This is a genomic window from Sphaerisporangium album (genome assembly GCF_003323745.1).
Classification (GTDB): domain Bacteria; phylum Actinomycetota; class Actinomycetes; order Streptosporangiales; family Streptosporangiaceae; genus Sphaerisporangium; species Sphaerisporangium album.
Genome location: NZ_QOIL01000006.1, coordinates 58,135 through 72,166, shown reverse-complemented (window position 1 = coordinate 72,166; position 14,032 = coordinate 58,135). Strand labels below are relative to the sequence as shown.

The window sequence follows — 14,032 nt, the reverse complement described above, 5'->3', positions numbered from 1 at the left end:
TGCTTCCTCAGGTTGTCTGCCGGGCTCGCCGGTGCCAGGAGAGGACGCGCCGTTCCACGGCGAGGAAGGACGCGTTCAACACGAGCCCGAGGACGCCGAGAAGGACGATGACGCTCCACATGCCGGCCAGGTCGAAGTTCATCTGCGTGTAACTGAGCTGGTAGCCGATCCCGTCGGTGCTGCCGACCAGCTCGGACAGCACCATCAGGATCACGGCGAGGGCGACGCTGAGCCGGAGACCCGCGAAGATCTTCGGCCCGGCCGCCGGCAGGATGATCCGGAAGAGCCGCTGGGCCCGTCCCATCCCGAAGACCTCCGCGGTGTCCATGTGCAGCCGGTCCACGTAGCGCGCCCCGTCGATGGAGTTGATCAGGATGGGCCAGATCACCCCGTAGACGATCGTCGCCACCTGCATCTCGGTGCCCAGCTTGAAGATGACGATGAACAGCGGGACCAGCGCCGGGGGCGGGATCGCGCGGCCGAACTCGACCAGCGGGTCGATGTACCCGGCGAGGGCGCGGGAACGTCCGAGCGCCACCCCGAGCCCAATGCCGAGCACGCAGGCCACCGCCCACCCGCCGAACAGCCGGGCCAGGCTCGGCAGGAAGTCGCCGAGCGCGTCGTCGGTGAGGAACAGGTGCGCCGCGGGCCCCGAGAACCACAGTTCGTACGCCCGGGCGACGATCTGCGAGGGCGGGGGGAAGTAGGCGGACGCGGCCTGGCGGGTGCCGATCTCCCAGGCGGCGACCACCACCGGGATCAGCCACACCCGCGTCACCAGGGCGGAGAGACGGCCTCCGCGAGCCCTCCGCTTCGTGACCTCCGCGGGCGGAAGGGTGGTGGCGGCGCTCACGAGAGCTCCCCGGACGTCGCCGCGTGCCAGCGGAACGCCCTGCGCTGCAGTTCCAGCAGCAGGGCGTTGGCCACCAGGCCGAGCACCCCGGCCCACAGCGTGGCCGCCAGGACGAGGTCCGTCCGGAAGCCGGCGCCCGCGCGGATCATGAAGGCGCCCACCCCCGCCGTGCCGCCGGTGATGAGCTCCGCGCTCACCGCGACGATCAGGCCGACCGCGGTGGCGAGCCGCACGCCCGTCAGGACGAACGGCGCCGCGCTCGGCAGCGATACCCGGGCGAGCACGGCGAGCCGTCCGAAACCGAAGCTGCGCATGGTCTCCTTGGCGATCGGGTCGACGTCACGCAGCCCGTACATGGTGTTGACGAGCAACGGCCACGCCGCCGCGTACACGACCGCGGTCATCTTGATGGCCGAGTCGTCCGGGATCAGCAGCGTGATCAGCGGGAGCAGGGCGACCGAGGGGATCGGGCGCAGGAACTCCACGAGGGGACGCGTGGCCGTCTCGGCGCGGGGGAGGCTGCCGAGCAGCGTGCCCAGGGGGACGGCGATCACCACGGCGATCAGCAGTCCGGCGGCCCAGACGATCAGGGTCCCCCAGACGTCGGCCAGGAACGCCGGGTCGGCGACCAGCTCCGCGGCGCGGGCCAGCACCGTCGACATCAGGGGCAGGAGCGAGGTGTCCACGAGGCCCGTGCGCCCGGCCAGCTCGGCGGCGATGAGCAGGACCGCGACGCCGGTGGCGCCGCGGGCCACTCGGCGGCGGATCATTGAGGCAGCGGGGCCAGGAGGGGGGTGACGTCCATCTTCTTGGTCAGGTAGCCGTACTCGAACATCAGGTCGGCGACGCGCTGGATGCGGGCCGGGGTGAGCGTGGTCGGGTACGAGCCCAGGTTGATGACCGAGGCGACCTCGGGCTTGATCTGGGTGTAGGACGGGAGCACCTTCTCCACGGCCTTGCGGTCGGCGGCCGCGATCTGCTGTCCCTTGAGCAGGCCGCGCTGGAGGGCGGCCATCGTCTTGGGATACTTCTTGGTCCAGTCGTCCATCGCGACCCAGCCGGCGATCGGGAAGTCGGCCATGGCGCCGGTCATCGTGTCGACGATCTTGCGGGCGCCCTGCTCCTGCTGGACGCCGGTGAGGAACGGCTCGGTCAGCCAGGAGGCGTCGACGTCACCGTTCTTCAGGGCCGGCGGGGCGAGGGGGAACGCGATGGGCACCCACTCGACGTCGTTCTTGGGGTCGAGCCCGGCGGTGCGCAGGGAGTTGGCCACGGCCAGCTCGGCGATGCTGTTGCGCGAGGCGACGGACACCTTCTTGCCCTTGAGGTCCTTCACCGTCTGGATCGGCGAGTCCTTGGGGACGACGATCTGGAAAACGTCCGGCTTCGACTGGTAGATGTCGGCGACGAAGCGGAACTTGTCCGGGGTCCGCTCGGTGGCCGATATGATGGTGAAATAGTTGCCGATGGCGACGTCGAGGCCTCCGCTGTGAAGCTGGGGGATCGCCTCTGCCGCCGACTTGATGATCTTGGCGTTGACGGTCAGGCCCTCTTCTTTGAAGAAGCCTCGTTCATTGGCGATGAAGAGCCCGGCCACGTCCGCGATCGGCATCGCGCCGATGTTGATCGTCGTCTTCTCGAGCCCGCCGCCGGTATTGCTCGAACTGGTGTCCGATCCGCCGCATGCCGTGAGCGCGAGAGCCGCGGCCACGCCGACGATGAAGGTACGACCCCTAAAGCTTCTCATTGAGGTGTCCTTTTAGTTGTGGGGGGAAGAGTGCCGTGTCACGGGCGTCACCTGCGTACGAAGCGGTTTCCGGCACGGCGAGCGTGAAGCTTAGCGGAGGAAGATCGTGGCTAACACGGAAAAGCCGCCTATGTCATGAAACTCGTAAGAAAGTCCACTTTGACCGTCAGAGTGGGTTTATGGCGGCGTTTGATGCTGTGGAACGGTGTAAATACGGCTTTGACTACGAACTGGCCACATCGACCCGCAGGTGCGGACGTGAGCTTGACCTGCGAGACCGAATCGCATTCCACAAACTGAATAATTTCTTGGAACGATCCAAACACTCACGGCTATTGATCGTCCTCGTAGGCTTATGCTCCGATTGCCCGTCACTTGCCATGTGTCACACACGTCAAGTGCGTCCATCCCCCACGCAGACCAGCTGGCGAGAGGTTGCGACCAGTGAGGACAGCAACAATCGAGAGCGGTCACCGCACCAAGCCGGACGCAGACCGATCGCCCTCCGCCCAGGACGCCCCCGCCGCCCCGCGTCAGTCGGCAGGAAGCTCGCTCGCACTGCGTAACTGGCGGGTGCGCACCCGTCTCATCGCGCTCATCCTGGTGCCCACCCTGGTGGCCGTCCTCTTCGGTGGTCTCCGGGTGGCGACGTCGATCCAGAACGCGACCGAGTACGACCGCGTCCGCACGGTGGCGCAGTTCGTGGCCACCTTGGGCGACCTCGCCCACCAGCTCGACCTGGAACGCGACCTGTCGGTCCGGTTCGTCGCGGGCGGCCGGCGCGGAAGCCAGGCCAAGCTGCTGCTGCGCGACCAGCAGAACGCCGTGGACGCGCTTGTCCAGATCGTCCAAGACCACCGCAGCACGGTCGAGCCGGCCCTGCGCGACAGCGGACGCCCGCCGTACCAGCGGCTGCTCGACCGGCTTGCCCAGCTCAACTCCCTGCGCAAGACCGTGAGCGACTCCCAGCTGCCCGCGCTCCCGACGCTGCAGAAGTACTCGCTGGCGATCGACGACCTGCTCACGATGTTCGACGAGATCGGCCGCGGCAGCACCGACGCCACCCTGGACGCGAGCGCCTCCGCGCTGGCCTCCCTCAGCCGCGCCGCCGAGCAGTCCTCCCGCCAGCGCGGGCTTCTGAGCATCGGCCTGACGATCCAGCAGTTCACCCCGGCCGAGCTGGACGCCTTCAACGCCGCGCGCGCCCGGCAGGACAGCGAGCTGCAGGCGTTCTTCTCCCGCGCCACGCTCACCCAGGGTCAGCTCTACCAGGACACCGTCAGCGGCCCCAAGATCGACGTGGCCGCCGCCCTGGTCGACCGGTCGCTGGAGCTGATCCGGCAGAACCAGTTCCTGCGCGGCCTCGGCGGCGGCACCAACGACGTGGACTACTGGTTCGGCGCCGCCAGCGAGCGGCTGGACCGCATGCACGACGTGCAACGCGCGCTGGGACGGTCCATCGTCGACCAGGCGGCCGAGCTGGCCCGCGCCGAGCAGAACCAGGCCGCCATCAACATCGGCGCGGTGGTCCTGCTGATGATCCTGGTCCTGGCCATCACCGCCATCATGGCCCGCTCCCTCGTCCTCCCGCTGCGGCGGCTGCGCGGCGGCGCCCTGGAGATCGCCGGACGCCGTCTGCCCGAGATGGTGCAGAAGCTGCGCGAGTCGGAGGGCACCGCGGGCGCGCCGGAGGTCGCCCCCATCGGCGTCATGTCCAACGACGAGGTCGGTGAGGTCGCCCGGGCCTTCGACGAGGTCCACCGCGAGGCGATCAGGCTCGCGAACGACGAGGCCCAGTTGCGCAGCAACGTCAGCGCCATGTTCGTGAACCTCTCCCGCAGGACGCAGACGCTGGTCGAGCGGCAGATCACCCTGATCGACGGCCTGGAGCAGGGCGAGCAGGACGACAAGCGGCTCGGCGATCTTTTCCGCCTGGACCACCTGGCCACCCGCATGCGGCGCAACAGTGAGAACCTGCTGGTCCTCGCGGGCCAGGAGCCCGCGCGCCGGTGGAGCCAGCCCGTGCCCCTGCTCGACGTCACCCGCGCCTCGCTGTCGGAGGTCGAGAACTACGAGCGCGTGGCGATGCACGTCCCCACCGGCGTCTCGATCGCCGGCCAGGCCGTCAACGACGTCATCCACCTGCTCGCCGAGCTCGTCGAGAACGCCATCTCGTTCTCCCCGCGCGAGACCCGGGTGACGGTCTCGGCCAACCGCATCGACGGCGGCGGCGTGATGATCTCCATCACCGACGCGGGCATCGGCATGACACAGGAGGAACTCGCCCAGACCAACTGGCGGCTGGCCAACCCGCCGGTCGTGGACGTGTCGGTGTCGCGCCGCATGGGCCTGTTCGTGGTCGGCCGGCTCGCCCTGCGCAACGGCATCCGCGTCCAGCTGCGCAGGCACGACGCGGGCGGCCTGACCGCGATGGTGCTGCTGCCCGAGTCGCTCATGGGCATGTCCGCCCACCCGGCGGGCGGCTCCTCCTCTTCCTCTTCTTCCTCCGGCGGGCAGGCGTTCGCGGGCGCGTCCGCCTGGTCGGGGTCCGGCCAGCCCGGCGGACAGAACCTGTTCGCCTCCGCCTCGCAGGGCGGGTTCGACGCCCAGGCCGGGGCGCTGTTCGGCTCGCCCACGGGCCCGGCCACTTTCGGGACCAACGGGACGGGGCCCCTGGGCCCGACCACCGGCGGCGGGTTCGCCGGGCCGGGCACCGCCGGCGGATTCGGCGGGCCCGTGACCGGCGCGTTCGACGACGCGATGGGTCCGTCCGCGTTCGGCGGGCCGCCCACCGCCGGCGCGGGGGGCTACGGCGATCCGGCGGGAGGCACGGACGCCTTCGGCGGGCCGGTCCCGGGGTCTTCGAGCTTCGGCGGGCCCTCCACGGGGTCCGGCTTCGGCGGGCCGACGACCGGCTCCAGCGGCTACGCCGGGCCGGGCACGGGGCCGAGCCTGTTCGGCGGGCGCCCGCAGGGTCCGGGCGCCGGGGGACCGGCCACCGGCTCCGGCGGGTACGCCGGTCCTCCCACGGGGCCGGGCGAGCTGCCGACCCGCATGCGGCCCCGCCGCTACGAAACCTCTGACCTGGACGCCGTCACCGGGCCCTTACCGGCCGTGCGGCCCTCCCCGATGGAACAGGAGGACGAGTTCCTGCCGATCTTCGCTTCCGTCGAGTCCGCCTGGTTCCGCCGCGCGGACCCGGTGCAGGACAAGGAGAAGGACACCGGCGCCTGGCAGCAGAACCCCGCCGACGCCGGCTGGCAGGCCGCGGCCGTGGTGCAGGAGCCCGTCCGGGACGGGACCACCATGGCGGGCCTTCCCAAGCGGGTTCCGAAGGCCAATCTGGTGCCCGGGTCCGCGACAGGCGCCGAGCACGCCACCTCATCCGTCCCCGCCATGCCCCCGCTCTCGCCCGACCGGGCGCGCAGCCGGCTGTCCAGCTTCCAGCAGGGCATCCGCCAGGGCCGGGCGGTCGCCCGCGGGGAGCTCAGCGAGGAAGAGGTGGCGTTCAACACCGACCTGCGGCGCACACAGGGCGATAAGGAGGACAAGTGAGAGAGCTGAGCCAGGCCGCCCGCGGAGTCAACTGGTTGATCACCGACTTCGTCCGGTCGGTGCCGGGGGTGGCGCACACGGTGGTGGTGTCCTCCGACGGGCTGCCACTCGCCTATTCCGAGGGCTTCCCGAAGGACAGGGCCGACCAGCTCGCGGCGGTGGCCGCGGGTCTGATCAGCCTGACCCAGGGCGCCTCCCGGGTTTTCGAGGGCGGGGCGGTCACGCAGACCGTCGTGGAGATGCAGCGGGGGCTTCTGCTGATCATGTCGGTCAGCGACGGCTCCTGTCTCGCCGTGCTCGCCGCGCCCGACTGTGACATGGGCCTGGTCGCCTATCAGATGACGCTGATGGTCGAGCGTGCCGGCCAGGTGCTGACCCCGGCCGTGCGCGCCGAACTTCAGGCGTCGTCGCCGCGGTGAACTCCATGGGCGGTCCGGGCTGGGAGGACGGTTTACGGCCCTACCAACAGGAACCCTCTTCGCCCGTCCGGCCCTTCACGGTCACCGGCGGGCGCTCGGCACCGCGGACGCACCTCGCCATGGAGACGTTGGTGCACTCCACGATTCCTCCATATCAAGATATTTCCGGCTTGATTCCGGAGTACCAGGCGATCAACACGCTGTGTCGCCAGGTGCGTTCCGTCGCGGAGATCTCCGCGCTCCTGCGGGTCCCCCTCGGCGTTGCCCGGGTCCTCATCTCGGACATGGCCGCGGAAGGATTCGTCCAGCTGCACCACCCGCAACTGGACGCCGGACAGCCGGACTTCAACCTGCTCGAAAGGGTACTCAGTGGACTTCGCAGGCTCTAGCCGCGGCGGGTTGACCTCGACGAAGATCGTCGTCGCGGGCGGCTTCGGCGTCGGCAAGACCACCTTCGTCGGGGCGGTCTCCGAGATCGTCCCCCTCACCACCGAAGCGGTCATGACCGACGCCAGCGCGGGCATCGACGACCTGGGGCTCATTCCGCGCAAGGCCACCACGACCGTCGCGATGGACTTCGGCCGCGTGTCGCTGGACAGCGAACTGATCCTCTATCTCTTCGGCACGCCCGGCCAGCACCGGTTCTGGTTCATGTGGGACGACCTGGTCCGCGGCGCCATCGGCGCCGTCGTCCTGGTCGACACCCGGCGGCTTGCCGACAGCTTCCCCGCGGTCGACTACTTCGAGGAGGCCAAGCTGCCGTTCGTCATCGGCCTCAACGGCTGGGACGGCCAGCACCCGTACGGCGACGAGGAGGTGCGCGACGCGCTCACGCTCTCTCCGCACGTCCCCATCGTCAAGACCGACGCGCGCAAGCGCGACTCGGTCAAGAGCACGCTGATCGCCCTGGTCGAGCATGCTCTGACGATGCGGGTCTCGGTGCCCGGCCGGAGAGGCTGACGCGTCCCGGTCCCCGCCCCTGCGGCCGGGTACGCGTGACCGGCCTCAGGAGCGGATAGGCTGGGAGTTCGAGTCAACTCACCCCGGACGACCCGTGACACAGAGGCTGGCCATCACGTGTTCGAGACGCTTTCCGACCGCCTGACATCGGTCTTCTCATCCCTCAGGTCAAAGGGCAGGCTGTCCGACGCCGACATCGACGCGACCTGTCGAGAGATCCGCATCGCACTCCTCGAGGCCGACGTCGCGCTGCCGGTCGTCAAGGACTTCGTTTCCCATGTCAAGGAGCGCGCGCGAGGGGTCGAGGTCTCCCAGGCGCTCAACCCCGCCCAGCAGGTCGTCAAGATCGTCAATGACGAGCTGGTGCGGATCCTCGGCGGCGAGACCCGGCGGCTGCGGTACGCCAAGAACCCACCGACCGTCATCATGCTCGCGGGCCTGCAGGGCGCCGGCAAGACCACCCTCGCCGGCAAGCTCGCCCGCTGGCTGCGCGACCAGGGCCACGCACCGCTCCTGGTCGCCGCCGACCTCCAGCGGCCGAACGCCGTGCAGCAGCTCCAGGTCGTCGGGCAGCGCGCCGGAGCCCCGGTCTACGCGCCCGAGCCCGGCAACGGCGTCGGCGACCCGGTCGGCGTGGCGCGCGGCTCCATCGACCACGCCCGGCGCCAGCAGCACGACATCGTCATCATCGACACCGCCGGCCGCCTCGGCATCGACCAGGAGCTGATGAAGCAGGCCGCGGACATCCGCGACGCCGTCAGCCCCGACGAGGTCCTGTTCGTCGTCGACGCGATGATCGGCCAGGACGCCGTCACCACCGCCCAGGCCTTCATGGACGGGGTCGGGTTCGACGGCGTCGTGCTCACCAAGCTCGACGGCGACGCCCGCGGCGGCGCCGCGCTGTCGGTGCGGCACATCACCGGCCGTCCCATCATGTTCGCCTCCACGGGCGAGAAGCTCGAAGACTTCGACGCCTTCCACCCCGACCGCATGGCGAGCCGCATCCTCGACATGGGTGACATCCTCACCCTGATCGAGCAGGCGCAGCGCACCTTCGACGAGCAGGAAGCCGCCAAGATGGCGGGCAAGCTCGTCTCCGGCGACGGCTTCACGCTCGACGACTTCCTCGAGCAGATGATGATGGTCCGCAAGATGGGCCCGCTGAAGAACCTGCTCGGCATGATGCCCGGCATGGGGCAGATGCGTGACCAGCTCAACCAGGTCGACGAGCGCGACCTCGACCGCGTCGCCGCCATCATCCGCTCGATGACCCCGGCCGAGCGCCAGGAACCCAAGATCATCAACGGCTCGCGCCGCGCCCGCATCGCCCGGGGCTCCGGCGTCACCGTCACCGAGGTCAGCAACCTGGTCACCCGCTTCTTCGACGCGCAGAAGATGATGAAGCAGGTCGCCGGGGGCATGGGCATCCCGGGCATGCCCGGCGGCCGCAAGGGCGGCAAGGCCGCGCAGAAGAAGGCCAAGAAGGGCCGCAGGGTCAGCGGCGACCCGCGCAAGGCCGCGCTCGGCAAGGCCGGCGCCGCGAGCGGCGGGTCCTCCGAGCCGCTGCCGCCGGGCCTCGCCGGCCTGGACGGCGTGGGCGGGCAGCTGCCCCCCGGCCTGGAGCTCCCGCCCGGCTTCGATCCCTCCAAGTTCCGCCTGCCCGGCCAGAAGTAGTCCCACGGCGGCGCCCCGCCTCGCGTACCGGGCGCCGCCGGTCTTCGGGCGGTCCGGCGGGGTGGAGGTCGGGCACGGGGGTAGCGGCCCGGTCAGGGGAGCCTCCCGGCACAGGGGCGCGGTGCGGTACAGAAATCGGCCCGACACGGTGTGAGGTCGCGCCGATTCGGAAAGCGGCCGGAACATCTGGCACAATGTCATGTTGGAACACCGTGGCCGTGGGTGCCCTCTCACCCCCGCGGCTCACGCTTGTCCCTCGGGCGGTCATCCCGTCGTGCCCCACTCGGCGAGACGCCCGTCCACCCGCGCTCAAAGCCCAGGAGAGACCACACCCGTGGCAGTCAAGATCAAGCTCAAGCGGCTCGGCATGATCCGCAACCCGCAGTACCGCATCGTGGTGGCGGACAGCCGCACCAAGCGTGACGGCCGTGCGATCGAAGAGATCGGCCTCTACCACCCCAAGGAGAACCCCTCGTTTATCAAGGTGGACTCCGAGCGGGCGCAGTACTGGCTCGGCGTCGGCGCCCAGCCGACCGACCCGGTTCTCAAGATCTTCAAGCTGACCGGTGACTGGCAGAAGTTCAAGGGCGAGCCCGCCCCGGCGCCTCTGCTCGTCGCCGAGCCCAAGCCCGACCGTCACGCCATCTACGAGGCCGCCGCCAAGGAGGCGCTGTCCGGTGACACCGGCAGCAGCAACGCCACCACCCAGCGCAAGGCCAAGAAGACCGTGAAGGCCGACGACACCCCTGCGACTCCGGCCGAGCCGGCCGCGGAGGAGAAGCCGGAAGGCGAGGTCTGAGGTGCTTGAGGAAGCCCTCGAGCATCTGGTCAAGGGCATCGTCGAGCATCCCGACGACGTTCTTGTGCGCGCCCGTCGCATTCGCACCGGGCGCGTCCTGGAGGTCCGGGTTCACCCCGAGGACCTCGGCAAGGTCATCGGCCGTGGTGGCCGCACGGCCAAGGCGCTTCGCACCGTGATGAACGCCCTGGCCGACGGCAAGTACGTACGGGTCGACCTGCTCGACCTGAACGAAGCCCGGTAACGAGGCTCAGAGGCCACCAGCCCTCTGGACAGGGGACCCCCGGCAGCCGGGCGGTCCCCTGTCGCGATTCTGCGGCGCCCTCCTGGGCTCCGCGAGTTCGAAAGGAGCAGCGACGTGCAGCTCGTCGTCGGCCGTATCGGCCGCCCGCACGGCATCCGTGGCGAGGTGACGGTCGAGGTGCGCACCGACGACCCGGGGACGCGCTTCGCCCCCGGCGTGTCGCTGGCGACCGACCCCTCGGGCGCGGGGCCGCTGGTCGTCGAGACCGTGCGCTGGCACAAGAACATCCTGCTGCTCGGCTTCGAGGGCGTCTTCGGCCGTGAGGGCGCCGAGGCGCTGCGCGGCACCATGCTGGTGATCGACTCCGACGACGTCCCCCCGCCGGAGGACCCGGACGAGTTCTACGACCACCAGCTCATCGGCCTGGCCGTCGTGACCGTCGCGGGCGAGGCCGTCGGCGAGATCACCGACGTCCTCCACCACGGGCAAGATCTGCTGGTGGTGCGGCGGGGAGCCGGCGAGGTGTTCGTCCCCTTCGTCAAGACCCTGGTGCCCGAGATCGACCTGGACGCCGGTCGTGTCGTTGTGGACGCCCCGCCCGGGCTGCTCGACGTGAACGAGGCGATCTGACCATGGGCCTGGACTCGAACCCGGGCCAGGGCCGCGACCTGGGCCTGGACGCGCCGCTCGATCTGGTCGCGGACCTGAACCCGTCCCCGTTGCCGGAGGCCGGGCGGGACGCGGGCATGCGCGTCGACATCATCACGATCTTTCCCGAATACTTCGCCCCGCTCGACGTGTCCCTGATCGGCAAGGCGCGCCAGAGGGGCATCCTCGACATCCGGGTGCACCAGCTCCGCGACTGGACGCACGACGTGCACCGCACCGTCGACGACACGCCGTACGGCGGCGGGCCGGGCATGGTCATGAAGCCCGAGCCGTGGGGTGAGGCCATCGACGCGATCGCCGGCGCCGCCACCGCCCCGCCCCGCCTCATCGTGCCGACGCCCAGCGGACGCCCGTTCACCCAGGAAGTGGCGCTCGAATACGCCAAAGAGCCCTGGCTGCTGTTCGCGCCCGCCCGCTACGAGGGCATCGACGCCCGCGTCATGGCCGAGTACGGCCCCCGCCTGCGCGTCGACGAGGTCGGCATCGGCGACTACGTCCTCGCCGGCGGCGAGGCTGCCGTGCTGGTCATGGTCGAGGCCGTCGCGCGCCTCCTGCCCGGCGTGCTCGGCAACGCCGACTCCGTAGCCGACGACTCCTTCGCCCCCGGCGCCATGGCCTCCCTCGTGGAAGGCCCCGTCTACACCAAGCCGCCCGTGTGGCGCGGCCACGAGGTGCCGCCCATCCTGCTGTCGGGCAACCACGGGGCGATCGCCCGCTGGCGGCGGGACGAGGCGCTGCGCCGCACGGCCTCCACCAGGCCCGAACTGCTCACGCGGCTCGGCCCCGGAGCTCTTGACAAGCGCGACCGCGAGGTCCTCGACGACGCTTCGTTTCGCTTCCCGCCGGAAGATATGGCAAACTGAATCGCTGCCGTCGACTCGTTCGTGGTCGACGCGCGGTCGGCTCGGGCAAGAGCGACGCCCGGCCTCCCAGACGTATTCAGCCCAGCGCTCGTGTCCACCTCGATGCCGTGCCACACGCATGGCCGGGCGGACCTCCGGGTGCTCGCTTAAATCGAGGAACCGCTGCCATGCACACGCTGATCCAGGAGCTTGAGAAGGCCGCCGTACGCAGTGACGTCCCGAGCTTCCGCCCGGGCGACACGCTGGAGGTCCACGTCCGCGTCGTCGAAGGCAACCGGTCCCGCATCCAGGTCTTCAAGGGCTTCGTCCTGCGCCGCCAGGGCGGTGGCGCCCGCGAGACGTTCACCGTCCGCAAGGTGAGCTACGGCGTCGGCGTCGAGCGCACCTTCCCGGTGCACAGCCCGGTCATCGAGAAGATCGATGTCGTGACCCGCGGCGACGTCCGCCGGGCGAAGCTTTACTACATGCGCGACCTGCGCGGCAAGGCCGCCCGAATCCGCGAGAAGCGCGACGCGCTGCCCACCGGCAAGTAGCCCTTACGCTCGGTGGCCCGCATCCCACCAGGGATGCGGGCCATTTTGCTGGGGTTCTTCCGGGGCCGGCGCGGGGCGGCTCCGCCGGACCGGGAGCTCCAGCCGAACGCCGGGGCGTTCCCCGCTCGCCTCCCTGGTCATACGGCCGGGGGTGCCCAGTTCTTTGGGCGTGAAGCCGAGTCGGCGACCCGGCGTGGAGCGGGCATCATTTAGGCTCGACACCGATGACTAGCGATGGCCAGGGGGCCGGCGGGCCGCGCCGCCCCGTCGAGGACGAGGTAGACGTGGTCGCGGAAGACACCAAGCCGGCTGCCAAGGGCGGCAAGGAAAAGAAGGGCTCGTTCTGGCGCGAGTTGCCGGTTCTGGTGGTGGTGGCGCTTCTCTTGGCGCTCATCATCAAGAGCTTCGTGGTCCAGGCGTTCTACATCCCCTCGGAGTCCATGGAGAACACCCTGCTCGTCAACGACAGGGTGCTGGTCAACAAGCTCGTCTACCACACGCGTGAGATCGAGCGCGGCGACATCGTGGTCTTCTCCGGCGTCGACTCCTGGGCCAGCGAGATCAACGTCCCCGAGCCCTCCAATCCGGTCTCCGGCTTCTTCCGCTGGGTGGGCACGGCGTTCGGCGTCGTCCCCGGCGAGAAGGACTACATCAAGCGCGTCATCGGCCTGCCCGGCGACACGGTCAAGTGCTGCGATCCCCAGGGGCGCATCACGGTGAACGGCGTCCCGCTCGACGAGAAGGCCTACCTGTACCCCGACGACCAGCCGTCCCAGAAGTTCTTCGAGATCAAGGTCGAGAAGGACCGCCTGTGGGTCATGGGCGACCACCGCTCCGTCTCCCTGGACTCGCGGTCCCACCAGGGCGACCCCGGCGGCGGCGCCATCCCGAAGGACAGCGTGGTCGGGCGCGCCTTCGTCGTCGTCTGGCCGCTCGGCCGCGCGACCACGCTCCCGATCCCGGACACCTTCACCCAGCCCGCCCTCAAGGCCGCCGCCCTGGCCGAGTCCACGTCGCCACTCCTCCTCGGCTTCGCCGGCGCCTTCCCTCTGGTAACCCTCCGCCGCCGATACCTGCCCCGAACCCGAGTACCAACCCTCTGACCACCGCCCCCACCGCCCCAAGCCCGCGACATCACCCCGTGGGCGCACCCGCCTGGGCCGGCGTGGCCTGACGCCTGCGGAAGTACGGTGACCGTCTTCAGGTCGCTGCGGCGGTCGTCTGGCCCTTGGCCGCAGAGCTTCTCGGAGATGATCGGGAGCTTTGAGTTTCGTGGGTGCTGCTCGGGCTGGGGAGGATCCTCTCCGCTCGCGGAGGGTGCCTGCCTGTGGCTGGAGAATTTCTGCTGAGTCCGGACATTCGGCATCGTTTCCACCCCTATGATTCGGAACCGTTGTTCCGTGCAGTGAGTGTGAAACGTTCCCTCCACGTCCAAGAGACGCGGAGCCGTCCGTCCACCCCCGAGACATTTGAAGGAGACGGGGCCACGAACCCCTCCCGGCTCGCCGCCGGGAAACCGCCCCAAAGTTCCGATGAGCGTCACAGAGCACAGGCCCGAGCCCGATCCCCGCACCTCTGACCCCTCCGGTGCGGGTGAGCCCGGCTCTCCTCGCTCTGCCGCCTCCGAGTCCGGCTCGCCTGACCTTGCCGCGCCCGGGGCAGGCGCTCCTGGCGCCGGCCTCACCGGTCCCTCCGGTGCTGCCCAGGCCACCGCGC

General features: G+C 70.0%; 14 protein-coding genes. 11 read left to right on the top strand and 3 right to left on the bottom strand.

The features are described from left to right. Positions 1-7: 7 nt before the first annotated feature. The 3 genes from DQ384_RS12380 to DQ384_RS12370 are packed head-to-tail and all read right to left on the bottom strand — an operon-like array spanning position 8 to position 2,600. On the bottom strand, positions 8-853 hold the full coding sequence (locus tag DQ384_RS12380; protein ID WP_114028912.1) for an ABC transporter permease: 846 nt from the start codon (positions 851-853) through the stop codon (positions 8-10). Continuing rightward, a complete protein-coding gene (locus DQ384_RS12375; protein WP_114028911.1) occupies positions 850-1,623 on the bottom strand; it encodes an ABC transporter permease in 774 nt (257 codons plus the stop codon). The genes DQ384_RS12380 and DQ384_RS12375 overlap by 4 nt, the downstream gene beginning before the upstream one ends. Further along, positions 1,620-2,600 carry an ABC transporter substrate-binding protein gene (locus DQ384_RS12370; RefSeq protein ID WP_114028910.1) on the bottom strand — a complete coding sequence of 327 codons (981 nt, stop codon included), beginning with the start codon at positions 2,598-2,600 and terminating at the stop codon, positions 1,620-1,622. Before DQ384_RS12370 ends, DQ384_RS12375 begins: the two co-directional genes overlap by 4 nt. A gap of 444 nt (positions 2,601-3,044) precedes the next feature. On the opposite strand from DQ384_RS12370, the gene DQ384_RS12365 reads away from it, so the two are divergent. The 11 genes from DQ384_RS12365 (at position 3,045) to lepB (ending at position 13,419) form a co-directional block, all read left to right on the top strand. After that, complete coding sequence (locus DQ384_RS12365; RefSeq protein ID WP_147268753.1) at positions 3,045-6,155, top strand: sensor histidine kinase; 3,111 nt, start codon at positions 3,045-3,047, stop codon at positions 6,153-6,155. Then, positions 6,152-6,574 (top strand): roadblock/LC7 domain-containing protein, encoded by a 423-nt coding sequence (locus tag DQ384_RS12360; RefSeq protein WP_114028908.1) that lies wholly within the window; start codon positions 6,152-6,154, stop codon positions 6,572-6,574. The genes DQ384_RS12365 and DQ384_RS12360 overlap by 4 nt, the downstream gene beginning before the upstream one ends. A 5-nt stretch (positions 6,575-6,579) precedes the next feature. Next, on the top strand, positions 6,580-6,963 hold the full coding sequence (locus tag DQ384_RS12355; RefSeq protein ID WP_114029192.1) for a DUF742 domain-containing protein: 384 nt from the start codon (positions 6,580-6,582) through the stop codon (positions 6,961-6,963). A 10-nt stretch (positions 6,964-6,973) separates the two neighbouring features. Further along, positions 6,974-7,534, top strand: coding sequence for a GTP-binding protein (locus DQ384_RS12350; protein ID WP_114028907.1), 561 nt, complete (start codon positions 6,974-6,976; stop codon positions 7,532-7,534). 117 nt (positions 7,535-7,651) lie between these two features. Beyond that, complete coding sequence (gene ffh / locus DQ384_RS12345; RefSeq protein ID WP_114028906.1) at positions 7,652-9,208, top strand: signal recognition particle protein; 1,557 nt, start codon at positions 7,652-7,654, stop codon at positions 9,206-9,208. A 334-nt stretch (positions 9,209-9,542) separates the two neighbouring features. Next, on the top strand, positions 9,543-10,007 hold the full coding sequence (gene rpsP / locus DQ384_RS12340; protein ID WP_114028905.1) for a 30S ribosomal protein S16: 465 nt from the start codon (positions 9,543-9,545) through the stop codon (positions 10,005-10,007). 1 nt (position 10,008) lies between these two features. Beyond that, entirely contained in the window at positions 10,009-10,251 is a 243-nt protein-coding gene (locus DQ384_RS12335; protein ID WP_114028904.1) for an RNA-binding protein, read from the top strand. A 114-nt stretch (positions 10,252-10,365) separates the two neighbouring features. Beyond that, positions 10,366-10,881 carry a ribosome maturation factor RimM gene (gene rimM, locus DQ384_RS12330; RefSeq protein ID WP_114028903.1) on the top strand — a complete coding sequence of 172 codons (516 nt, stop codon included), beginning with the start codon at positions 10,366-10,368 and terminating at the stop codon, positions 10,879-10,881. 116 nt (positions 10,882-10,997) lie between these two features. Continuing rightward, positions 10,998-11,783, top strand: coding sequence for a tRNA (guanosine(37)-N1)-methyltransferase TrmD (trmD, locus tag DQ384_RS12325; RefSeq protein WP_114029191.1), 786 nt, complete (start codon positions 10,998-11,000; stop codon positions 11,781-11,783). Positions 11,784-11,950: 167 nt separating this feature from the next. Further along, complete coding sequence (rplS, locus tag DQ384_RS12320) at positions 11,951-12,316, top strand: 50S ribosomal protein L19 (protein WP_114028902.1); 366 nt, start codon at positions 11,951-11,953, stop codon at positions 12,314-12,316. Between the two features lie 224 nt (positions 12,317-12,540). Next, positions 12,541-13,419 (top strand): signal peptidase I, encoded by an 879-nt coding sequence (gene lepB, locus DQ384_RS12315; protein ID WP_114028901.1) that lies wholly within the window; start codon positions 12,541-12,543, stop codon positions 13,417-13,419. Positions 13,420-14,032: the final 613 nt, after the last annotated feature.

Excerpts from the sequence above, each read along its gene's own strand:
- DQ384_RS12375 (WP_114028911.1), bottom strand. The coding sequence starts at position 1,623 with ATGATCCGCCGCCGAGTGGCCCGCGGCGCCACCGGCGTCGCGGTCCTG.
- DQ384_RS12370 (WP_114028910.1), bottom strand. The coding sequence starts at position 2,600 with ATGAGAAGCTTTAGGGGTCGTACCTTCATCGTCGGCGTGGCCGCGGCT.
- DQ384_RS12355 (WP_114029192.1), top strand. The coding sequence starts at position 6,580 with ATGGGCGGTCCGGGCTGGGAGGACGGTTTACGGCCCTACCAACAGGAA.
- trmD (WP_114029191.1), top strand. The coding sequence starts at position 10,998 with ATGCGCGTCGACATCATCACGATCTTTCCCGAATACTTCGCCCCGCTC.
- rplS (WP_114028902.1), top strand. The coding sequence starts at position 11,951 with ATGCACACGCTGATCCAGGAGCTTGAGAAGGCCGCCGTACGCAGTGAC.
- lepB (WP_114028901.1), top strand. The coding sequence starts at position 12,541 with ATGACTAGCGATGGCCAGGGGGCCGGCGGGCCGCGCCGCCCCGTCGAG.